Annotated in this window: 23 protein-coding genes; 7 read left to right on the top strand and 16 right to left on the bottom strand. The window is 73.5% G+C overall.

The features are described from left to right. The first annotated feature begins 33 nt into the window (after nt 1–33). Nucleotides 34–531, top strand: coding sequence for an N-acetyltransferase (locus EAD89_RS24135; RefSeq protein WP_121654958.1), 498 nt, complete (start codon nt 34–36; stop codon nt 529–531). On the opposite strand, the gene EAD89_RS24140 is transcribed toward EAD89_RS24135, so the two are convergent. Further along, on the bottom strand, nt 506–928 hold the full coding sequence (locus EAD89_RS24140; RefSeq protein ID WP_121677314.1) for an SRPBCC family protein: 423 nt from the start codon (nt 926–928) through the stop codon (nt 506–508). The genes EAD89_RS24135 and EAD89_RS24140 overlap by 26 nt on opposite strands. Before the next feature lie 127 nt (nt 929–1,055). Then, nucleotides 1,056–1,268: a hypothetical protein gene (locus tag EAD89_RS24145; protein ID WP_121654960.1), complete on the bottom strand. Its 213-nt coding sequence runs from the start codon at nt 1,266–1,268 to the stop codon at nt 1,056–1,058. Nucleotides 1,269–1,403: 135 nt separating this feature from the next. Here EAD89_RS24145 and EAD89_RS24150 point away from each other — a divergent pair, with 135 nt between their 5' ends. Together EAD89_RS24150 and EAD89_RS24155 are read left to right on the top strand one after the other, a co-directional pair. Further along, the gene (locus EAD89_RS24150; protein WP_121677315.1) at nt 1,404–2,519 is read left to right on the top strand and encodes an ATP-dependent DNA ligase; all 1,116 of its coding nucleotides are present in this window, start codon (nt 1,404–1,406) and stop codon (nt 2,517–2,519) included. 58 nt (nt 2,520–2,577) lie between these two features. Further along, complete coding sequence (locus tag EAD89_RS24155; RefSeq protein WP_121677325.1) at nt 2,578–4,149, top strand: alpha/beta hydrolase; 1,572 nt, start codon at nt 2,578–2,580, stop codon at nt 4,147–4,149. Here EAD89_RS24155 and EAD89_RS24160 read toward each other — a convergent pair. Then, a complete protein-coding gene (locus EAD89_RS24160) occupies nt 4,076–4,588 on the bottom strand; it encodes a potassium channel family protein (protein WP_121677326.1) in 513 nt (170 codons plus the stop codon). The two genes, EAD89_RS24155 and EAD89_RS24160, sit on opposite strands and share 74 nt — an antisense overlap. Before the next feature lie 72 nt (nt 4,589–4,660). Between EAD89_RS24160 and EAD89_RS24165 the strand changes: the two genes are divergently transcribed. Continuing rightward, complete coding sequence (locus tag EAD89_RS24165) at nt 4,661–5,113, top strand: GNAT family N-acetyltransferase (protein WP_121677316.1); 453 nt, start codon at nt 4,661–4,663, stop codon at nt 5,111–5,113. 118 nt (nt 5,114–5,231) lie between these two features. On the opposite strand, the gene EAD89_RS24170 is transcribed toward EAD89_RS24165, so the two are convergent. The 10 genes from EAD89_RS24170 to ligD form a co-directional block, all read right to left on the bottom strand. Next, nucleotides 5,232–5,966, bottom strand: coding sequence for an ABC transporter ATP-binding protein (locus EAD89_RS24170; RefSeq protein ID WP_121654018.1), 735 nt, complete (start codon nt 5,964–5,966; stop codon nt 5,232–5,234). 11 nt (nt 5,967–5,977) lie between these two features. Then, complete coding sequence (locus EAD89_RS24175) at nt 5,978–6,973, bottom strand: ABC transporter ATP-binding protein (RefSeq protein ID WP_121654017.1); 996 nt, start codon at nt 6,971–6,973, stop codon at nt 5,978–5,980. A gap of 1 nt (nt 6,974) precedes the next feature. Beyond that, complete coding sequence (locus EAD89_RS24180; protein WP_121677317.1) at nt 6,975–9,680, bottom strand: FtsX-like permease family protein; 2,706 nt, start codon at nt 9,678–9,680, stop codon at nt 6,975–6,977. Between the two features lie 49 nt (nt 9,681–9,729). Then, on the bottom strand, nt 9,730–12,915 hold the full coding sequence (locus tag EAD89_RS24185) for an ABC transporter permease (RefSeq protein ID WP_121677318.1): 3,186 nt from the start codon (nt 12,913–12,915) through the stop codon (nt 9,730–9,732). Between the two features lie 149 nt (nt 12,916–13,064). Next, complete coding sequence (locus EAD89_RS30820) at nt 13,065–13,229, bottom strand: hypothetical protein (RefSeq protein ID WP_199723370.1); 165 nt, start codon at nt 13,227–13,229, stop codon at nt 13,065–13,067. Beyond that, nucleotides 13,226–13,441, bottom strand: a complete 216-nt coding sequence (locus EAD89_RS24190) for a helix-turn-helix transcriptional regulator (protein WP_007457017.1) — start codon at nt 13,439–13,441, stop codon at nt 13,226–13,228. Before EAD89_RS24190 ends, EAD89_RS30820 begins: the two co-directional genes overlap by 4 nt. Then, nucleotides 13,441–13,899: a DUF2975 domain-containing protein gene (locus EAD89_RS24195; protein ID WP_233579055.1), complete on the bottom strand. Its 459-nt coding sequence runs from the start codon at nt 13,897–13,899 to the stop codon at nt 13,441–13,443. The genes EAD89_RS24190 and EAD89_RS24195 overlap by 1 nt, the downstream gene beginning before the upstream one ends. Before the next feature lie 154 nt (nt 13,900–14,053). Continuing rightward, the gene (locus tag EAD89_RS24200; protein WP_121677319.1) at nt 14,054–15,142 is read right to left on the bottom strand and encodes a hypothetical protein; all 1,089 of its coding nucleotides are present in this window, start codon (nt 15,140–15,142) and stop codon (nt 14,054–14,056) included. Beyond that, nucleotides 15,139–15,705, bottom strand: coding sequence for an RNA polymerase sigma factor (locus EAD89_RS24205; RefSeq protein ID WP_121677320.1), 567 nt, complete (start codon nt 15,703–15,705; stop codon nt 15,139–15,141). The genes EAD89_RS24200 and EAD89_RS24205 overlap by 4 nt, the downstream gene beginning before the upstream one ends. A 66-nt stretch (nt 15,706–15,771) precedes the next feature. Then, nucleotides 15,772–16,806 (bottom strand): non-homologous end-joining DNA ligase, encoded by a 1,035-nt coding sequence (ligD, locus tag EAD89_RS24210; RefSeq protein WP_121677321.1) that lies wholly within the window; start codon nt 16,804–16,806, stop codon nt 15,772–15,774. Nucleotides 16,807–16,853: 47 nt separating this feature from the next. Between ligD and msrB the strand changes: the two genes are divergently transcribed. Then, complete coding sequence (gene msrB / locus EAD89_RS24215; RefSeq protein WP_121654010.1) at nt 16,854–17,258, top strand: peptide-methionine (R)-S-oxide reductase MsrB; 405 nt, start codon at nt 16,854–16,856, stop codon at nt 17,256–17,258. Between the two features lie 37 nt (nt 17,259–17,295). On the opposite strand, the gene EAD89_RS24220 is transcribed toward msrB, so the two are convergent. The 3 genes from EAD89_RS24220 to EAD89_RS24230 form a co-directional block, all read right to left on the bottom strand. Continuing rightward, complete coding sequence (locus tag EAD89_RS24220; RefSeq protein ID WP_121654009.1) at nt 17,296–17,886, bottom strand: DUF305 domain-containing protein; 591 nt, start codon at nt 17,884–17,886, stop codon at nt 17,296–17,298. A gap of 63 nt (nt 17,887–17,949) precedes the next feature. Next, nucleotides 17,950–18,696 (bottom strand): lytic polysaccharide monooxygenase, encoded by a 747-nt coding sequence (locus EAD89_RS24225; protein ID WP_121677322.1) that lies wholly within the window; start codon nt 18,694–18,696, stop codon nt 17,950–17,952. Nucleotides 18,697–18,804: 108 nt separating this feature from the next. Then, on the bottom strand, nt 18,805–19,080 hold the full coding sequence (locus EAD89_RS24230) for an isoamylase early set domain-containing protein (protein WP_121654007.1): 276 nt from the start codon (nt 19,078–19,080) through the stop codon (nt 18,805–18,807). A 155-nt stretch (nt 19,081–19,235) separates the two neighbouring features. Between EAD89_RS24230 and EAD89_RS24235 the strand changes: the two genes are divergently transcribed. Next, the gene (locus EAD89_RS24235; RefSeq protein WP_089017074.1) at nt 19,236–19,496 is read left to right on the top strand and encodes a Prokaryotic metallothionein; all 261 of its coding nucleotides are present in this window, start codon (nt 19,236–19,238) and stop codon (nt 19,494–19,496) included. Nucleotides 19,497–19,676: 180 nt separating this feature from the next. Further along, nucleotides 19,677–20,463, top strand: a 787-nt coding sequence (locus EAD89_RS24240; RefSeq protein WP_121677323.1) for an EamA family transporter, incomplete at its 3' end; no start/stop codon positions are given.

A 20,463-nucleotide genomic window follows, 5' to 3' on the forward strand; every position in this document is an offset into this window, starting at 1 on the left:
GGAGACCGACGACGGCTGTGGTGTGCTGCCCCGATGAGCGTCGAGGCGAGCATCGTCCCGGCCGGCGTCGCGGACGCCGGCGAGATCCTCACCGTGCAGCGCGCCGCCTACCTGACCGAGGCGCAGCACTACTCCGATCCGTTCCTGCCGCCGTTGACCGAGACGCTGGACGAGGTCGCGGCGGTGCTGGCCGGTCCCACCGCCGTCCTGGCCGCCCGGGTGGGGCACCGGCTGGTCGGCTCGGTGCGGGCCCACCTGGACGGCGACACCGCGCACGTCGGGCGGCTCTCGGTCGCCCCGGACCAGCAGGGCCTGGGTGTCGGCGGACGGCTGCTCACCGCGATCGAGGCGGCCTGCGCCGGCCGGGCGCAGCGGTTCACCCTGTTCACCGGCGCGGACAGCGCCCGCAACCTGCGGCTGTACCAGCGGCACGGCTATCGGATCGTGGCGCACCGGCCGGACCCGAACGGCATCCGGCTGGCGGTGCTGGAGAAACCGGCGTCGGTCAGCCCTGTTCGCACCGACGCCTGAGCCCGTCGGCCTCCAGCCGCAGGTAGCGGCGCAGCAGACCGCCGTACCACCAGCCGACCGGCCCGGCGAGCGGCCCGGACTGGATGATGGCCAGCTCGACCCGGGTGGGCCCACCGGGCAGCGGCAGCACCTGGTGCTCCGCGCGGGTGCGCACCCCCGGCGTGTCGGAGACCCAGGTGAAGGTCTGGTCCTCGGTCAGCTCGGTGACCCGCCAGACCGCCGGCCGCAGCTTCGGCTGCTCCATGCGAGCGGTCGCGCCGACGGTGAGCGGTCCCGGCTCCCCCCGCCGGACCTGGCGTACCGAAGCCGTCCACTCGGGCCACCGCTGCACGTCGACCAGCACCGCCCAGACCCGCTGGGGGTCGGCGGCGATCTCCGTGCCGGCTTCGAACCGCATCGCGTCTCCTCCCCGGCGGGCCGCCCGGCGCCGCCGCGCCTCGGGGACGAGACTGCCCGGTGAATCGTGACGCCGGCATCCGCCGGCCGGCCCGTTGGAGGGCCCGTTGCGGTCCGGCCGCCGGGAGTCAGGCGGCTTCGTGCAGGTCGGCCAGGCTGAGCGGGGTACACCGGCGCAGCAGCTCCGCCAACTCGGACACCGATCCGGCCTCGCCGAGCACGTTCTTGCCACCGCCGAACCGCTCCGGGTAACGGCGAATCAGTCGGTACCGGTAGCGGCCCCGGATCAGCTCGACGCTCACCCGCCACCGCCCGCAGCAGTCACAGACCCACTCGGACACCTCGCGAAACTAGCTCTGACCTTCGGTTATCTGATTCGCCCGGACAGGACGAGCGGCGCGGAGGCGGACACGCCACCCCGCCGCCCACGGTGATCTGCCTCACGACTGTCGGCAGCGTCTGATTGACTGGTCGCCGTGGACCTGCCGATCAACCCCCCGGTCGAGCCGATGCTGGCCAAGAGCGTCCCCAAGCTGCCCACCGCGCCCGGGATGACGTACGAGCCCAAGTGGGACGGGTTCCGGTGCATCGTGTTCCGCGACGGCGACGAGGTCGAGCTGGCCAGCCGGGGCGGCAAGTCGATGACCCGCTACTTCCCGGAGGTGGTCGAGCAGGCCCTCCGGCAGTTGCCCGAGCGGTGCGCGGTCGACGGTGAGTTGATCGTGATCCGGCGGGACGGCCCGGGCGGCCAGCCCCGGCTGGATTTCGAGCTGCTGGCCCAGCGCATCCACCCGGCCGCGTCCCGGGTGAAGCTGCTGGCCGAGACCACTCCGGCCGACTTCGTCGCCTTCGACCTGCTGGCCATCGGCGACGAGGCGCTGCTCGACCAGCCCTATCCGCGTCGCCGGGAACGGCTGGTCGAGGCGCTGGCCAGGGTTCGTCCGCCGGTGCACGTCACCCAGGTCACCACCGATCCGGAAACCGCGCGCCGGTGGTTCGACGTCTTCGAGGGCGCCGGGCTGGACGGGTTGATCGTCAAGCCGGCGGACCTGCCGTACGAGCCGGGCAAGCGGCTGATGGTCAAGGTCAAGCACGCCCGCACCGCGGACGCGGTGGTGGCCGGCTTCCGCTGGCACAAGTCCGGTCCGGTGGTCGGCTCGCTGTTGCTCGGCCTCTACGACGACGCGGGGGTGCTGCACCACGTGGGGGTGAGCGCGTCGTTCAGCATGGCCCGGCGGGCCGAGCTGCTCGACGAGCTGGCGCCCTACCGGGACATCGGTGGCGAGCACCCGTGGGTGCACGGCGACCACGAGCGCGGGCAGCGCATCCCGGGCGGGGTGAGCAGGTGGACCGGCACGAAGAACCTGGAGTGGGAGCCGCTGCGCCCGGAGCTGGTGGTCGAGGTGGGCTACGACGCGATGGAGGGTGACCGGTTCCGGCACACCGCACAGTTCGTCCGGTGGCGACCGGACCGCGACGCCCGTTCCTGCCGGTACGACCAGCTGGACCGCCCGATCCGCTTCGACGTGGACCAGGTGCTGCGCGGCGACCCGGCGACCACCGTGGACCGGGCCGCCGCCGGCCCGGCGTAGCCTGGCCGTCGACTCGACCCCGGAGGACCACGTGACCCGCACCGTCGACCAACCTCGGATGGCGACCAGTCGCCGGGTCCGTCGTCGTCTCGCCGCCTTCGCCGTGGCCGCGTTGCTCACCGCCGGCTGCACCCTGCCGGCCTTCGCGCCCCGTACCGAGGTGGAGGGTGAGGCGGCGCCGGCCGGTGGCGCGGCGGCCTGGCGGGCCTGCCCGGAGGTCGCCGACGAGCTGGTCGGGCGGGGCGCCCCGGACATGCGCTACGAGTGCGCCCGGATCGCGGTGCCGCGCGACTGGGGCACCGGCGGCGGGGCGACCGCCGGCCCGGGCGCGGGGCAGACCTTCGAGATCGCTCTGCTGCGGGCCCGGTCCACCAAACAACGGGACCGGGTCGGTTCGCTCGTGGTCAACCCGGGTGGCCCCGGCGGCTCCGGCGTCGACACGGCCGTCTACCTCTCCTTCGGCACCCAGTTCGGCGGCCTGCCCGCCTCGATCACCGAACGCTTCGACATCGTCGGCTTCGACCCGCGCGGGGTGAGCCGGTCCAGCCCGGTCAAGTGCATCTCCGACGCCAACCTGGACGCGAGCTTCGGCTACGACCCCGATCCGACCAGCCAGGCCGCGTTCGACGGTTTCGTGGGGCTGAGCCAGCGGATCGGGCGCGGCTGCGGCGACCGGTACGGCGACCAGTTGCCGCTCTACGGCAGCGAGCAGGCGGCCCGGGACATGGACGCGGTCCGCGCCGCCGTCGGCGACGACAAACTCACCTACCTGGGCTACTCCTACGGCACGCTGCTCGGCGCGATCTACGCCCAGCTCTACCCGCAGCGGGTGCGGGCTCTGGTCCTCGACGGCGCGGTCGACCCGCGGCAGCGGCTGGTGGCGGGGTCGGAGAGTCAGGCCCGCGGCTTCGAGCGGGCCTTCGGCAACTTCACCCGCTGGTGCGCCGCCAACGCCGACCGCTGCCCGATCGCCCCGGACGCGCGAGCCGCGGTCACCTCGGCGATCGACAAGGCCCGGGTCTCCCCGGTACGCGGCGACGACGGGCGGGAGGCCACCGCCGGCTGGGTCTTCTACGCGGTCATCTCGTCGCTCTACACGGAGTCCGGCTGGCAGGAGCTGGCGCGGGCGATCGACCGGCTGGCCGAGGGCGACCCGAAGGACGTGTTCCGGCTCGCCGACGCGTACGCCGGCCGGGAGGCCGACGGGCACTACTCGAACCTGTTCGACGCCAACCTCGCCATCAATTGCGCGGACGAGACGGAGAAGCCGAGCCGGGAGCAGATCCGCCAGTTGCAGTCGCAGTGGCGCACGAAGTATCCGCTGTTCGGGCCGGCGCTCGCGGTCGGCATGCTGAGCTGCGTCGAGTGGCCGGGCAAGCGTGACCCGTACCCGACCGGCCAGGCGGCCGGGTCGCCGCCGGTCGTGGTGGTCGGCACCACCGGTGACCCGGCGACGCCCTATGAGCAGACCGGTCGGCTCGCCTCGATGCTCGGCGTCGGCCGAGTGCTCACCTGGGAGGGTGAGGGGCACACCGCCTACCCGCAGACCTCCTGCATCACCGCTGCGGTCGACGCCTACCTGATCGACCTGACCGTTCCCAGGGAGGGGCTGCGCTGCCCGGCCCGGTGACCGTCCGGGTCGGCGGCAGCGGCGGCAGCTCGATGCCCTGCCGGGCGGCCAACTCCTCCAGCAGCGCCCGCATCCGGCGTACGTCGGCCTTGAGCTGCTCCTGCTCCTCGTGCTCGAAGGCGTCGTCGTCGACGATGAGCCGGCTGGCGAAGTGCGCGGTGATCAGCGGGATGACCAGCAGGACCATGGTCGAGATGAGCAGCGCGGCGAGCGTGCGGCCCGCCCAACTGGTCGGCGAGATGTCGCCGTACCCGACGGTGGACGCGGTCACCACCGCCCACCAGACGGCGTCGGCGGGGCTGCGCTGCTCGACCTCGCCATAGATCACCCCGGCCACCACGATCATCAGCAGGTACGACGTGATCAGGGTGCGCGGCGAGTTCGCGAACCAGACCAACGCCCGGTAGATCCAGCGGAAGGGCAGCAGCAGGGCTTCCATGCCGCCCATGCTGCCCCGCATCGGCAAGCGGCACCGACCCATCCGCCGATGTCGTTGTGTCAGGCTCACGGCATGACCGATGTGATCTACCGCGAGGCGGTCCGCGCCGACCTGCCGGCCGTCATCGCCCTGCTCGCCGACGACGTCCTGGGCAAGGCCCGCGACTTCACCACGGTCGACGAGGCGTACGAGCGGGCGTTCACCGACATCAGCGCCGACCCGCGCAACCAGCTGATCGTCGCCGAGCAGGGCGGCGAGTTGGTCGGGTGCCTTCAGATCACCTACATCCCGGGGCTCGGCCGGCACGGCGCCGAGCGTTCCCTGATCGAGTCGGTCCGGGTCCGCTCCGACCGGCGCGGCCAGGGCCTGGGCCGCGACCTGATGGCCTGGGCCGTCGACCAGGCCCGGCAGCGCGGCTGTGCCCTGGTGCAGCTCACCACGGACAAGAGCCGCGAGGACGCGCACCGCTTCTACCTGGGCCTCGGCTTCGTGGCCAGCCACGAGGGAATGAAGCTGGCTCTCTGACCGGCTCTGCCGCCGAGGAGCGCACCACCGCCACCGCCAGCCAGCCCGCCAGCCCGCCAGCCCGCCAGCCGCCGCACGCTAGCCAGCCGCCAGCGAGCCAGGCTGCGGCGGCGTGCGGTCAGCCGTCGACCAGGCGACCGTCACGCAGGTTGAGCACCCGGTCGGCGAGGTCGATCAGGGCCGGGTCGTGCGTGGCCACCAGGGCCGTCATGCCACGGGCGTGCACCACCGCGCGCAGCAGGTCCATGATGGACCGCCCGGTCTCCGAGTCGAGCTGACCGGTCGGCTCGTCGGCGATCAGCAGGTCCGGCTCGTTGGCCAGCGCGCGGGCCACCGCCACCCGCTGCTGCTGCCCGCCGGACAGTTCGTACGGTCGCTGCGCCGCGTGCCCGCCCAGGCCCACCAGCTCCAGCAGCACCGAGACCCGCTCCTCCCGCTCGGCCGCCGGCACCTGGGCCAGCCGCAGCGGCACGCCCACGTTCTCGGCGGCGGAGAGGATCGGCACCAGCCCGAAGGTCTGGAACACGAAACCGACGGTGCCCCGACGCAGGCGCAACAGCTCCGCCTCACCCGCCGCGGTCACCTCGTGCCCGGCCACCACCACCTGACCGCTGTCGGGCCGGTCCAGCCCGCCGATGATGTTCAGGAGCGTGGTCTTGCCGGCGCCGGAGCGGCCCCGGATGGCGACCAGCTCGCCTCGGGAGGCGCCGAACGAGACGTCCCGCACGGCGTGCACGGCGTGCTCGCCGCGGCCGAAGGTCCGGCTCACACCGCTGACCCGGACCACCTCGCCGGTGGCGGACCCGGCCCGTCCGTCGGCCCCGCCAACGCCGGAAGCGTCAGTCACCACCATGTTCCGACGGCTCACGCCCGTGCCTCCTGCCCACCCGTGGCCCGGTCACCGGGCCGTACCTGCACATGGTCCGGCTCCAGATCGAGCCGAACCCGTTCCCGCAGCGCCAACGCGTCGACGAACGCGGCCGGCAGCTGCATCCGGCCGTTCCGGTCCAGCACCGCGTACTCCTCGCTGACCAGCTCGGTGCTGCCGTCCGCGCCGACGCGCGCGGTCCGGCGTACCTCTGAGGCCGTCCGGCCGTCGCGGATCGCGACGGTCCGGCGGACCTGCGTGGCCACGGCGTGGTCGTGGGTGACCACCACGATGGTCACACCCAGCTCGGCGTTGATCGTGCGCAGCGCCCCGAAGACCTCCGCGCCGGTCGCCTCGTCCAGCTCGCCGGTCGGCTCGTCGGCGAAGAGCACCTCGGGGTCGTTGGCCACCGCCACCGCCACCGCGACCCGCTGCTGCTCGCCACCGCTGAGCTGCCCCGGCCGCCGGTCCGCGCAGTAGCCCACGCCGACCAGGTCGAGCAGTTCCCGGGCCCGTTCCCGGCGGCCTCGCCGGGACCGTTTGCCGGCCAGCTGCATCGGCAGCTCGACGTTCTCCAGAGCGTTCAGGTACGGCAGCAGGTTGCGGCCGGTCTGCTGCCAGACGAACCCGACCAGCTCCCGCCGGTAGCTCAGCCGTCGCTTGGCCGACAGCGCGAGCAGGTCGTAGTCGGCCACCCGGGCGATACCGGCGGTCGGGGTGTCCAGGCCGGACAGGATGTTGAGCAGCGTCGACTTGCCCGAGCCGGAGGCGCCCACGATCGCCACCAGCTCACCCCGGTCGATGACCAGGTCGAGCCCCTGCAGGGCGACCACCTCCACCCCCTCGGTCTTGAAGATGCGCACCAGGCCGTCGCAGACGATGTGCCCACGGAGCCGGTCCTGGCCGCCGGCCCGCTCGGCGGCGCGTTGCGCGGCCCGCTGTTGCAGAGCGGCCAGGTCGGGCACCAGTGGAGTCTGGGCGGTAGCGGTCATCTCAGCTCTCCTCTCCGAGCCGGAGCACCTCACCGAGGCGCAACCGGCGGTTGTTCAGGGCTTCGACGGCGACCGCGAAGCCGAGGGCGACCGCCCCGAGCACGAGCACCGCGGCGACCAGGCTGGGTTCGAAGGCCACCCGGACCGGCACACCACTGGTGAACGCGGACAGGCCGAGCACCGGGTTGAGCAGCAGGGGCAGCACCGCGCCGACCAGCGCACCGGTCAGCACCGACACCGCGACCAGCGGGGTCAGTTCGACCAGCAGCAGCCCCCGCCACTGCCGGCGGGACAGGCCGAGGGTGCGCAGCCGGGACAGCACCTGGCCCCGGGCTCGCGCCCCGGCCAGCACGGTGAACGCGATGGCCAGCAACCCGAGCACGGTGCCGCCGACGGCCCCGGCCACGAAGCCGAAGGCCAGCACCCCGTTGGCGCCGCCGTCGCCGAGCACCCGTCGAACGTGCGCTCGGGTGTCGACCGTCGCCCCGATGGGGCGTTCGCGCCCGGTCACCGCACCGGTCTGCTGGTACCGCAGCTGCCCCTGGTCACCGGCCTGGCGCAGCGCCTCCGGGTCGAGCCGGTCGCCGGCGACGAGCAGGCTGGTCGGCACGGGCGTGGTGTTGCGCGCCGGCAGGGCCTGCGAGGGCAGGATGACGAACCGGCTGGCGCTCGTCGACAACAGCGGGAAACTCTGCGCCGTGCCGGCCGTCCGGAACTCGTACTGCTGGCCCTGAACGGTGATGAAGGCCGAGTCGGCCAACCCGGCCCGGGTCAGGTCCGCGGCGACCGCCGGCGAGACGATGGCGGGCAGCGCCCCGGGCTCGGCCCGGGCGGCGCGCAGCGCGGACGGTATCGGCAGATCCACCTCGGACTCCCGGCTCACCGACTCCAGGCCTGGGCCGTCGACCAGCAGCACCGTCACCCGCCGAAGCTCCGCGTTGGTGCCGAGCGCATCGGCGGTCAGCCGCTGGTCCGGCTCGCTCACCAACGGGGTCACGGCCCGGACGCCGGGCAGGCGGGTGAGCGCGTCGACGGTGTCCGGGGCGAAGCGCTCGCCCCGGATCAGCGCGTCGGCCGGGACCGACTGCTCTGCGGCCCGGTCTCGGCTCGCGTCGACACCGGCGGCGACGACCCCGCAGAACGCCGCGGTGCCGATCGCCAGCACCACGACGACCAGCGGGGCGGCGACGGCCGACCGGCCGGCCCGCGCCGTGCCGAGGAAGGCGACGCTGCCCCGGGTCCGCGCGGCCAGCCGGCTGACGAGCAGCAACGGCCAGGGGTACGCCCGCAGCGCGAGCACCGCCACCGCGACGGCGAGCAGCACCGGTACCGACACCAGCAGCGGATCCACCTCGCCGAGGGTGAGGCCGCGCCGGCGCAGCAGTACCGCGGCGAGCCCGGCGAGCAGCAGCAGGGAGACCTCGACGGTGAGCCGGCGCGCCGACGGGCGCATCCGGATCAGGTCGCGCCGGGCCGCCCCACCGGCCGGCACGGCCAGCGTGGCCAGCGGCAGCGCCAGGGTGACCAGCACGGTCGCCGCCGCGGCGTACGGCGCGGTCGGGTCCGGGTCGCCGGGGAACAGGGTGCCCAGCCACCAGCCGAGCGCCGCCGCGACCGGTACGACCAGCAGCGACTCGGCGAGGCTGCGCCGGGCGCCGGCGGTGGCCGCGCCACCGCGGGCGCGCAGCAACGCGAACTCCGCGCGGCGCCGCCGGGTGGCGAGGGTGGCCGCGAGCACGACCAGCCCGGCCAGGGTGGCGAACACACCGGCCGCGATCACCGCCAGCAGGGTCCGGGCGGCGTTGACCTGGGCGGCGAACGACCGCAGCGGAACGTCGACACCCTGGGTCAGCGTCAGGCCGGTCGGGGCGTCGCGCTGCACCTGTTGCAGGTCGTCGATGAGCTGGTCCAGGTAGCGCGCGTCGATGCGGTCGACGCCCAGCCGGTAACGCCAGTTGGCGCTCACCGGCCATCCCGCCGCCGCCCGCTTGCTGAGGGCCGCCTCGGCGACCACTCCCACGATGATGAACGGCTCGCCGTCCCCGCGCGGCTCGGTCACCCGTAGCAGCGGCGGCAGGCCGTCCCAGACGCCGTCCGCGCGGTCGGCGGGGCGGAACAGCCCGGCCACCACGACCGGGATCGGATCGTCGAGGGCACCGGTGGTGGGATCGATCGCGCCGAGCTGGAGCTGGCTGCCGGCCCGAAGGTTGACCTTGCGGGCCACGTCGGCGTCGATCGCCACCTCGATCGGCCTGTCGGCGACAACCGTGTCGTTCGGCCACGAGCCCTCGACCAGGGTGCCGGCCTCCCGGACGCCGGGCGCGGCACGCAGACCCAGGTCGACCATCAGGTTGCGGGCCGCCAGGTCGGGACCTTTCACCCGGCCAGGCAGGGCGTCCACGCTGTACCACCGGTCGGCCACCGCCGACGACACCCGCGGCGGCAGCTGCCCGCCGAGGGCGTCGAACCGCTCGCGGACGTCGGCCATGACCGACTCCCCCGCGGTGCCCGCCCCGGAGGTGTACGAGATGTCCCGACGGGCCGCCGGCTCACTGATCAGCTGCTCCCGCAGGCCCTGCTCGGCGAGCCGGTTGACCAGCCGCGGCACCCCGCTGACCAGCAGCGTGACCACCAGGGTCAACACCGCCAAGAGCAGGAACTGCCCGCCGTACGTCCGGACCCGCCGGACGGCCGCACCGATGCTCATCGGGTACTCCCCCGTCGTGCCCGGTCACCGGGTCGCACGTCGCGCCGGCTCATCGTTCTCCCCCGATCCGCAACTGCACCGCCGCCACCCGCTGCCGGATGCCGGTGGCGATGAACGCGCTGAAGGCGAGCGCCGCCAGCAGCAGACCGGCCGCGGTCAGGCCGATCGGCACCCAGGGCAGCACGAAGGTCGCCGCGGGCACCGGCCGGCCGGCGGCCGGGGTGAGGATGACCAGCGGTGCCATGGTGGCCCCCACCGCGGCGCCGAGCAGCAACCCCACCCCCACGCCGATGCCGGCGAGGAAGGTCTGTTCGGCCAGCAGCGCCCGAGCCAGCAGCCGGGGCGTGGCGCCCAGGGTGTGCAGCACCGCGAACTCGCCCAGCCGGTGGCGGGCGGTGGCCCACACGTCGACCATGAGGCCGACCAGGGCGAGCAGCACCGCACCCAGCGCCGCGGCAAGCATGCCGGTACGCGATCCCCGCCAGTACGGGTCCTCGGCGGCCGACTCGATCACCGCCTCCCGGTCCAGCACGGTGACCCCGGGCAGTTCCCTGACCGCCCGGCCGGCGGCCGTCGCGTCGTCGGCGCCGACCCACCACTCCGGCACCGATCGAACCGTGCCACCGGCGCGGATCATCGCATCGACCGCGGAGGGCAGGTCCAGGAGCACGCCCTCACCGGTGGTGCTGGGGACGGACGTCAACTCCCCGACGAGCGAGACCTGCACCGTCGCTCCCGAGAGCGCCAGCGGGACGGTGTCGCCGATGCGCAGGCTCAACGCCTCGCGTACCCCGGGGGTCATCAGCACCGGGACCGGTGCGCTCTCCCCTCCCGGCACGATGGCGAACCGGGTCTGCGGTTGGTAGGCGAACTGGCCGCCCGGAATCAGCTCCACGTGCCGTTCGCCGGCGACCCCGTTGGCGCTCGGCTGCGCCGGCAGGGACGGCTCGCCGGACCTCCCCAGCACCCAGTCGCCGGTCAGCTCCGCCGGCCGGGTCGTGCCGTCCGCGCCGACCAGTGTCAAGCCATCGACCTCGAGCCGGTACGAGGTGCCGGCGGCCGGCCCACCGTCGGCCTCGAACCCGGCCAGCCGCAGCCGCGTCCCACCCACGTCCGGCAGGCGCACGGTGAAGGGCGTGGCCCGACCGTCGCTGGGAGCGTCGACCGCCGGCAGCCGGAAGGCGAGCCCGTTGGCACTGGTGAACAGCAGCGCCACCGCGATCCGGTGCGGCCGGACGGCCTTGCCAACCGGGGTGCGGACCGTGCCGGTGACCGCACGACTGTCCGCGGGTAGCTCGATTCCGCCGGGGCCGCCCCGGGCCTCGACCATCCGCCCATACTGCTTCGACATCGGTTCGTCGCTCAGCCGGTCGGCGAGCCGGACGACGCCCGCCGCGCTGGCGGAGTCGAGGCCCACGACCGTCACCGGCAGATCCTCGCGCCCGACCCGGATCTCGTCGCGCCACGCCGGCAACGCCCGGTCCACGCCCGGCAGGGCGGCGATCTGACCGGCCCGGGTCGGCGGGGCGGAACCGGCCCGCTCGGTCACCCGCAGGTCGGCGCCGACCGTGTGACCGGCCTGCTCGACCTGGGACCGCTCGCCAGTGCTGATCAGGGACCAGGCCAGGGTGCTCCCGCCGACGGCGAGGGCGAGCAGCAGCACCGGGCCGGCGTGTGGACGCCGACCGGCCTGCCACATGCCGAACATGGTGGCCGTCCAGGGGCGCCGGTCGACGAAACGCTCGGCGAAACGGGTGAGCGGCGGAAGCACCCGCAGCGCCAGCACGGCACCGGCCAGCACGCCGAGCGTCGGGGCGGCGACCAGCAGCGGGTCGAGCCCGAGCCGGCCGCCCGAGCCGGCCAGCGGGGAGGCGTACTGGCGCAGCTGCACCCAGGCGAGCACGGCGAGCGCCACCAGCACCAGGTCGACGCTGGCGCGCTGGACGCTCGCCGCCCGGTTCGGCCGGGACCGGGCGGCCATGTCGGCCACGTACGTGCCGGCGCCGCGCAGCGTCGGAAGGACCATCGCCACCAGGCAGCCGGCAGCGGTGGCCGCGGCAGCCGCCCAGACCAGGGTGGTGTTACCGCCGGCGGTGGAGAGTTCCGCCGACCCGCCGGGCCGGACGAACCGTAACGCCTCCCCGGCGATCACCGGCCCCAGCAGGGCGGCCGGGGCCACCACCAGGGTGGCCTCGCGGGCGGCCAGGCCGGCCAGCTGCCGGCGAGCGGCGCCGCGGGCACGCAGCAGTGCCGTCTGCGGGCGGCGGTCCTCGTGCAGCAGAGCGGCGACCAGCACCAGCGCGTACCCGCCGAGCACCAGGATGAGCAGCAGCGGGGTGGCCAGCGCGGAGCGGCCCACCAGATCGGCTCGGGCGATCCGGTCCAGCAGCAGCTCCATCTTGGTCATCGCCTGCCCCGAGGAGCCCAGCTCGGCAGCCTCGGGGACCGCCGCGGCGGCAGCCGTGAGAGCCGTGCGTAGGGCGGGCAGGTCGGCCGTGTCGACGCCAGCGAGGTCCGGTTCGGCCAGCCAGGACGCCGACACCGAGCCCGGGAAGGTGGTCGCGAAGTCAGCCGGGTCGAGCGCGAACGGCCCGTACGAGGTGTTGGAGCCGACGCTGCCCGCTCCTACTCCGGGGGCCAGCAGCCAGTACGCGTCGGTCGGGTCACGGGGCCGCCAGATGCCGGCGACCACCAGTTCGCTGCGCCGTTCGACGGACCGGTCGCGCACGGGGACACGTTCACCGACGCTCAGGCCCAGCTGGCCGGCGACCCGTTCGGGGAGGCTCACCTGGATCGGGTTCGCCCCGGGCCGGGGCCACGCCCCGCTGGTCAGCTCCGCGTGCCCGGCCAGGTCGTCGAACGTGGCCACGTTCGCGAAGACGGGCTCGTCGTCGGTGCGGGGCACGGATCCGAGGTCGCCGGTCAGCTCCCGGCCGGTGCCGTACCGCGCTGCGCCGACGGTGACCGGGACGCCGGCGAGCCCGCCGGCGAACCCGGCCCGGACGGCCTTGTCCCGGGCGGCGAAATCGGCGGCGTCGCGTCCACTGGAGCCGCTGACCAGCAGGCCGCGTTCCTCGGCCGGCGAGGCTGCCACCAGGGCCCGCTGCCCGGCGTCCACCGCGCGGCGGTTGTAGTCGGAAAGGCCGGTGACCAACGCGACGGCGACCAGGGCGGCGATCACCGCGGCAACCAGCAGACCGCGCGCCTCGCGAGCCCGCCTCCACACCAACTTCATCCGACGCCTCCCCTGGCCCCGGCGGGCCGACGACCATCAAGACAGGTCATCTACCGGGAAAGGTTCGCGCCCGTTACTTGATCGTTACGCGGGGACACCGGTTCAGCTCGGTCGGATCGGGCCGGGCTGCGCGGCGCTGGGCCGCGCCGCTACCTGCCGCGTCGGGCGCTCCGGACGCCGAACGCGATCGCGCCGACGACGATCACGACGCCCAGGAGCTGGAGGCCCGGAGAGTCATCGGCCTCCCCGAGCACGATGCCCGCGACACCGAGCGCGACGACGAGGATGACGGCGATCACGAGGACGTACTTCACGGGGTTTCCTCCTCGACCCACTCGAGCAGATCGCCGGGCTGGCAGTCGAGCACCCGGCACATGGCCTCCAGCGTGCTGAAGCGGACAGCTTTGGCCCGGCCGTTCTTCAGGACGGCCACGTTCGCCGGCGTGAGGCCGACCCGTTCGGCGAACTCACCGACGCTCATCTTGCGTTTCGCCAGTTCGACGTCGATGCGGACGATGATCGGCATCAGATCACCGCCTCCATGTCGGTACGCAGGGCGGTGGCCTGCCGCAGCAGTGCGCGCATCACCACCATCAGCAGCCCCAGCACCGTGACGCCCGTCGTCATGAGGAACAGCAGGAGTGGCAGTCCCGGGTCAGCCGCGTTGAACCCGACGTACAGGAAGACGCCCACGAGCACGACCCACGCAGCGGCGACGGCCCAGACGATGGCGTCCACCCACTTGAGGGCCCCCTCCGTGAAGATGCGGTCGTTCTCGACCAGGCTGAGCAGCTTCCACGTGGCCACGATGACCACCTGGACGCACAGCACCCAGAACACCGTCACGGCGGTCGCCGGCCACCTGAGGTAGGCGAAGTCCGGCGACTCCTTCGCCATGTGGGCGAACTGCCCGGGCAGCGAGAAGGTCTGGAACATGACCAGGACCCCGAACAGCACCACGAGGAAGACTCTGAGCGGAAACACCGCTCGATGCTCTACGACCATGCATCGATCTTCGCTCGGTACCTATCGAAAGTCAATAGGTTCGGGAAAATGTTGCCGCTCGCGACGACAACGGGCGCCGAGGATCCGCTGATCCTCGGCGCCCGGCCGAAAGCCGCTCGACGGCCTGGAGCGGTCACTCGCAGCCCAGGGCCTCCCGGTACCCGGCGGGCCGCTTCCCGGCGGCAACCTCGTCGGCGGTCTCCCAGAACACCTCCGGCCAGTCGCCCTCGTCGTTCATCTGGTGCAGCACCTTCCACGTGTGGCTGCTGCGCAGAGCGTCGACGGCCCGCTTCGCCGCGGCGTCGTCGCCGGCCTGCTTCGCGCGCAGCCACTCGGCGATCCACCCACAGCCAACGCGACTGGTCACCTTGGCGCCGAACTGGTAGGCGTCGTTGACGCCCAGGTCGCCCAGCGCCGCGGCGTCGAAGCCCGGAGGGAGCGGCACACCCGCGAGGATCTTGGCCGCCTGCTCGTCCACCCGCCCCGGCGTCACGATCTCCGCCGGAAGGGCGGCCAGCCAGGTACGGGCGTCGACGCGGACCACGTCGGCCAGAACCCGGTCGAATTCGTTCCGCGTCAAGGCGCCCCCGGTACGGAGCTCGACGAAGGAACCGTCGCGGGGCTTCAGCATGACTGCGAAGTCGCTCGCGCTGTACCGGAACAGGTCGCCCGGCCAGCCGTCGACCTTGACCGGCTCCGGCTCGCTGACGTGGAGCCGATCCCTGTGGTAGCCGTCGTACTGGCCGGCGGGGTACCAGTTCATCGCCAACTGCACCTCGCCGTTGCGGAAGGCGATGGTGCCCTCCTTCTCGGCGAACCCGTAGACGGTGGTCGCCTTCCAGCCAGGCTGGTCGATCAACAGGCGCGGGCTCTCCTCGGCCGCCTTGAGGACCATCGCCGAGTAGGAGGTTGCTGTCGTCGCCTCGGAGGTGGGACCGACCTGCGGGGACGCTTCGGGGCCGGCGGGCGAATCCGCATTCATGATCGAGACAGCGAAGACGACGGCGAGAACGACCGCCGCGGCGCTGGCGCTGACGAGACCGCTCAGCACCGTACGGCGCTGGCGGGACCGTACGGCCGGTGGTTCGGCCGCGGGTTCGAGGGTCGGCGTGGACATGATCTCCTCCAGGAGGTGCTGTGCGGCCGCGTCGAGGTGGGTGATGACATCGGGTCGGTGCGGGTCGGCGTCTCGGACCATCCGGTCGAGGTGCTCGTCGGTCATCTGCCCTCCTCTGACGCTCGTACGGCCATGACGTCGAGTACATGTCCGGGTGGCCCGAGATCGTCACCGACGAGTTCGCGCAACCGGGCCCGGGCCCGCGAAAGCCGGGTACGGACCGCGGCCGGGCTCACGCCCAGGACCGTGGCGACCTCGCGCGGCTCCAGGCCCTCCCAGAAGGTCAGCATCAACACCTCCCGGTCGACCTCGCCCAGCCGGGCCAGCGCGGCCCGGACCGCGAGCCGTTCGGGCACCTCACTGCCCGGGTCGACCGTGACGGCCGCCCTGATCCGTTGCCGTAATCGTTCACCCAGTCGTCCCCGGCGCATGCCGCCGCGGTGGTGGTTGGCCAGCACCCGCCGGGCCACGCCGTGCAGCCAGAGCCGGACCTCGGCCTCGGCCGGCATCTCCCGGCTGCGCCGCCAGGCGACGAGGAAGGTCTCGGCGACCACGTCGGCCGCGTCCTCGGGCTGCTCGACGCGCCGCATGGCGTACGCCAGCAGCGGCTCGAAGTTGGCCGCGTAGACGCGTCGGAAGCGGTCCTCGTGCTCGGTCCCGAAGCTCACGTCTACCTCATGTCCGGTCGAGCGCCGGTCGTGACGGGCGCGAGCCAGAAAAAGGCGCGACGCCTGTCAGGCGGAGCCGTCGGGGGCGCGCTTGGCGCGGCTCGGCTGCACCCGCTTGGGCTCGCCGGGCATCTTCGGGTGGTCCGGTGGGTACGGCAGGTCGCCCTGGCCGGCCGCGGCGTCCCGCTCGGCCCACTCCAGGAGCGGAGTGATGTCCCACGGGATGTCGTCGATGCCGGCGTGCGGGTCGCCCCGTTCCGTCAGCCGAGCGGGGACGGTGCGCAGGTCGAAGTCGTCCGGGTCGACGTCGGGCAGCTCGTCCCAGGTGACCGGGGTGGAGACGGTGGCCCGCGCGTTGGCGCGCAACGAGTACGCGCAGGCGATCGTGCGGTCCCGGGCCATCTGGTTGTAGTCGACGAAGACCCGGCTGCCCCGCTCCTCCTTCCACCAGGCGGTGGTGACCAGCTCGGGGCAGCGGCGCTCCACCTCCCGGGCGAGCGCGATGGTTGCCCGGCGCACCTCGGTGAACGTCCAGCGTGGGGCGATGCGCAGGTAGACGTGCACGCCCCGGCCGCCGGAGGTCTTCGGCCAGCCGGTGGCGCCCAGCTCGTCGAGCACCGCGCGGACCTCCCCGGCGGCGCGCGCCGCGTCGGCGAAGTCGGTGCCGGGCTGCGGGTCCAGGTCGATGCGCAGCTCGTCGGGGCGGTCCACGTCGGCGGCGCGCACCGGCCACGGGTGGAACACGATCGTGCCCATCTGTGCGGCCCAGGCCACGTGGGCCAGGTCGGCCGGGCAGAGCTCCGCCGCGCTCCGGCCGCTCGGGAAGGTGATCTCCGCGGTCGTCACCCAGGGCGGCACGCCCCGCGTCGGCACCCGCTTCTGGAAGAACATCTCGCCTTCGACGCCCTCGGGGAAGCGTTGCAGCGTGGTGGGCCGGTCCCGCAGGGCGCGCATGATCCCGTCGCCGACCGCCAGGTAGTAGTGGAAGACGTCCGCCTTGGTGAAGCCCCGCTCCGGGAAGATCACCCGGTCGGGACTGCTCAGCCGTACGGTGTGCCCGGCCACCTCGACCTCGGCGACCGCTGCCTTGGTGCCACCCATCCCGCGACCTTATGCCACGCCCCCGACGTTCGACGTACCGTTGGGGCGTGAGTCTTGACGACAACGAACTGCCCCAGACCGAGGACGAGTGGCGGGTCCGGTTGACCCCCGAGGAGTTCCACGTACTGCGGGAGGCCGGCACCGAACGCCCGTGGACCGGTGAGTACGTGGACACCAAGACCGCTGGCGTCTACAACTGCCGCGCCTGCGGGCTGGAACTCTTCTCCAGCGACACGAAGTTCGACTCGCACTGCGGGTGGCCGAGCTTCGACGACGCCATCCCGGGCCGGGTCAAGGAAATCGAGGACCGCAGCCTCGGCATGGCCCGCGTGGAGATCCGCTGCGCCCGCTGCAACAGCCACCTCGGGCACGTCTTCCACGGCGAGGGCTTCACCCCGAAGGACACCCGGCACTGCGTCAACTCGGTCTCCATCCGGCTGGAACCCCGCTGACCTGAGCGGCCACCGCGCGGCGGACGGCGTACCCCGCTCACCGCCGCGCGGCCGGCGGCCCGGTCAGCAGCTCGACCTCGGCGGTCCGGGACTGCTCGATCCGCCGGGCCAGGTCGCGGACCTGCTGGCTGCGGCCCACGTCCACCTGGGCCCGGGCCAGGTCGGCCGCCGCCCGCTGATGGTCGGCGAGCACCTCGCGCAGCACCCGGTCCACGTCGGCGTCCGACGCGGCCCGCAGCCGGTCGAGCGCGGCGTCGTCCCCGTGCCCGGCGTGGTGGTGCCCGCCCGCGCTGGCACCCGGCCCCGCCGTGGGCAGCCAGCCCCGCATGGCGGTCAGCTCGTCCGCCTCGGTCACCTCGATGGCGGCGGCCAGGGTGCGCAGCGAGCCGTCGCGCACCCGGTCCCGGGCGAGCCGGACGATCTGCAGGGTGCGTTCGCTGTGCCCGACCATCGTGCTCAGGAAGACCACGTCGATGCCGCTCAGCGCGTCCCCGGCCGCCGCCGACGCGGCCGGGGACGCGGGAGCCGGTTGGGGCGCGGCCGACGGAGTCGACGCGGGCGGCCCGGCGCAGGCGGCGGCGAGCAGCAGCACGGTGAGCAGGGGCGCCAGCAGGCTTCGGCGTGTCATGCCGGGTGCTCCGATCAACGCGAGGACGGCGACACGGGTGCGACCGGGGCCGCACCCGTGCGGTCAGACCTGACTCCAGAGCGCCGGCACGTTCGGCGGCTCCCACCCGGCGATCGCGGTGTGCGGCTGCCGGCAGCGGTACGTCCGACCGCCGTAGGTCACCTGGTCACCGACCTGGTACGCCCGGCCGGTCGTCCAGGTGCCGCCCGGCGCGGGCGGAGTGGTCGGCGTGGCCGTCGGAGTGGGCCGCGGCGTGGGCGTGGGCGTCGGGGTGGGCGTGGGCGCGGGCCCACCGCCTCCGCCGCCGATCTGCACGTCGATGCAGGAGTAGAAGGCGTTCGCGGTGTCGGCGATGTTCCACACCGCGAGGATCTTCTGCCGGCCGGAGAAGCCGCCGAGGTTGACATTGTGCGAGACGGTGGCCCCCGGCTGCTGGCCGTTGCCGTTGACCGAGGCGACCCGGGTGTTGCCGATCCAGTACTCCCAGTTGCTGGTCGCGTGCCGGGCGGTGTTCACCCACGTGAAGGTCAGCGAGCTGCCGACCGACGTGGCCGGCCAGCCCCGGCTGTCGTCGTTGAGAACGGCGAAGTGGGCGATTCCCGCGTTGCAGCTGCGGAGGCCCTTGGGCCCCTCGACGCTCTGCGGCTCGTACTTGATCTGCCCGCAGTCGGGCACCCGGCCCTGGGCGCAGAGCGCCTGCCGGCTCGGTGGGGCGGACACGTAGCCGTGCGCCTGGGCGGGCGCGGCGACGGTGAGGGTGGCGGCGACGGCCCCCGCCGCCACCAGGGGGACGGTGATTCTTCGACGCATCGGGGCAGCTCCTTCTCCAGGTCCGGTGGGTGCCCCTCAACGTAATTTAAACTTTGTTAACAGTAAAGACCCTCATCGATAAATACATCGATGATGACGAGTTTTCCGTCAGAGCCGGAGCAGACCGCCCCGGTCGTCGACCTGGTCGGCTGATTCGTCGTCCAGCCAGACCCCACCGCTGGCGAGGTAGCGGAACCGGTACTCCCCCGGCCCGAGCCGCACGGTCACCGTCCGGGTGCCGTCGCGGCGGGTCACCAGCTCGTGCCGGCCGGGCTCCCAACCGTTGAAGCAGCCCACCACGCTCACTGGGCCGGGCGGGGTGTCCCGGGGCAGGCAGAAGGTGACCCGGGTCTGGTTGCCGAAGAGCTTGTTGCGCTTGATCACTGCGATCCCTCCCGGTGTTGCGGCGGTTCACCCGGCCTAACGGACGACACGCCGGAGCCGACACGCCGCCCGGGCCGCCCGGATGGTGGCATTCCGCCCGCACCCGCCGCCAGACGCGGCATTCTGAAGGTACATGTCCTGATACGGGGGTTTCTGTGGCTACCTGCGAGGTCTGCGGCAACGACTACTGGATGGCGTTCGAGGTGCGTACGGTCAGCGGCGACGTGCACACCTTCGACTCGTTCGAGTGCGCGATCCACCGACTGGCACCGATCTGTGAGCACTGCGAGATCAAGATCGTCGGGCACGGCGTGGAGGTCAACGGCCGGTTCTTCTGCTGCGGGCACTGCGCCCGCGCGGTCGAGGGCGCCGAGGGCGCCGAGATCCGCGACGCCGTCGGCGCGCGCCCCGCCTGATCCCCGCCTCCTGGGGTACGGTCGTCCGATGCGGCCGTTCCTGGGCGTCCTGCCCCCGCCGCGCTCCTGACCGGAGCGCCGCGCCTCCCGCCGACCGGTGACTGACCGGCTCGGCCACCTCGCCGTACGCGCTCCGTCGACGTCGTCCCCGTCAACGGCTCACCCTCTCGGAGCGCGCCCGTGTCCACCTCCCATACCCTCCCGCCGGCCGCCCCGGCCGTCACCCAGGCCCGCACCGGCCTGATCCAGATCACCGTCACCGGAGTGCTGTGGGGCACCACCGGCGTGGCGGTGCAACTGCTGCGCGAGAGCACCGGGCTCAGCCCGGTGAGCATCGGCTTCCACCGCCTGGCCATCGCCGCGCTCGTCCTGCTGGCGTGCACCGCCGGCCGGCTCGGCGCGCTGCTGGCCGCCCTGCGCGCGGCACCGGTGCCGCTGCTGCTCACCGGCGTCGGCCTCGGCCTCTACCAGGCGCTCTACTTCGCCGCCGTGGCGCTGGCCGGAGTCGGCGTGGCCACCGTGGTCAGCCTCGGCCTGGCCCCGGTGCTCGCCGCGGCCTGGGAATCGGCGCGGGCCCGCCGGATCCCCGGCCCGCTGCGGCTCGGCACACTGGTCGCCGCCGTGGCCGGTCTCGCGCTGATCACCGGCGCCACCGCGGAGCCCACCGCGGCGGCGCCCGCCCCACTGCTCGGCCTGCTCGCGGCGGCCGGGTCCGGCCTCGGCTACGCCGTGACCACCCTGATCAGCCGACAGGTCTCGCAGCGCACCGCGCCGATGACGCTGACCACCATCTCCACCGTGATCGGCGCGCTGACGCTCGCCCCGGTGGCGCTGGTCGCCGGGGTCGGCGTGCCGGTGCGCGTCGACACCGTGGCGCTGCTGCTGCACCTGGGCGTGGTCACCACCGCGGTGGCGTACGCGCTGTTCTACGCCGGGCTGCGCCCCACCCCGGGCAGCGTCGCCGCCG

The sequence above is a fragment of the Micromonospora sp. BL4 genome (assembly GCF_003667505.1).
In the GTDB taxonomy this organism is placed as follows: domain Bacteria; phylum Actinomycetota; class Actinomycetes; order Mycobacteriales; family Micromonosporaceae; genus Micromonospora.

Excerpts from the sequence above, each read along its gene's own strand:
- EAD89_RS24165 (WP_121677316.1), top strand. The coding sequence starts at position 4,661 with ATGACCGATGTGATCTACCGCGAGGCGGTCCGCGCCGACCTGCCGGCC.
- EAD89_RS24170 (WP_121654018.1), bottom strand. The coding sequence starts at position 5,966 with ATGGTGGTGACTGACGCTTCCGGCGTTGGCGGGGCCGACGGACGGGCC.
- EAD89_RS24160 (WP_121677326.1), bottom strand. The coding sequence starts at position 4,588 with ATGGAAGCCCTGCTGCTGCCCTTCCGCTGGATCTACCGGGCGTTGGTC.
- EAD89_RS24225 (WP_121677322.1), bottom strand. The coding sequence starts at position 18,696 with ATGCGTCGAAGAATCACCGTCCCCCTGGTGGCGGCGGGGGCCGTCGCC.
- EAD89_RS24200 (WP_121677319.1), bottom strand. The coding sequence starts at position 15,142 with ATGACCGACGAGCACCTCGACCGGATGGTCCGAGACGCCGACCCGCAC.
- EAD89_RS24175 (WP_121654017.1), bottom strand. The coding sequence starts at position 6,973 with ATGACCGCTACCGCCCAGACTCCACTGGTGCCCGACCTGGCCGCTCTG.
- EAD89_RS24140 (WP_121677314.1), bottom strand. The coding sequence starts at position 928 with ATGCGGTTCGAAGCCGGCACGGAGATCGCCGCCGACCCCCAGCGGGTC.
- EAD89_RS24135 (WP_121654958.1), top strand. The coding sequence starts at position 34 with ATGAGCGTCGAGGCGAGCATCGTCCCGGCCGGCGTCGCGGACGCCGGC.
- EAD89_RS24180 (WP_121677317.1), bottom strand. The coding sequence starts at position 9,680 with ATGAGCATCGGTGCGGCCGTCCGGCGGGTCCGGACGTACGGCGGGCAG.
- EAD89_RS24190 (WP_007457017.1), bottom strand. The coding sequence starts at position 13,441 with ATGCCGATCATCGTCCGCATCGACGTCGAACTGGCGAAACGCAAGATG.
- EAD89_RS24220 (WP_121654009.1), bottom strand. The coding sequence starts at position 17,886 with ATGACACGCCGAAGCCTGCTGGCGCCCCTGCTCACCGTGCTGCTGCTC.
- ligD (WP_121677321.1), bottom strand. The coding sequence starts at position 16,806 with ATGGGTGGCACCAAGGCAGCGGTCGCCGAGGTCGAGGTGGCCGGGCAC.
- EAD89_RS24155 (WP_121677325.1), top strand. The coding sequence starts at position 2,578 with ATGGCGACCAGTCGCCGGGTCCGTCGTCGTCTCGCCGCCTTCGCCGTG.
- EAD89_RS24185 (WP_121677318.1), bottom strand. The coding sequence starts at position 12,915 with ATGAAGTTGGTGTGGAGGCGGGCTCGCGAGGCGCGCGGTCTGCTGGTT.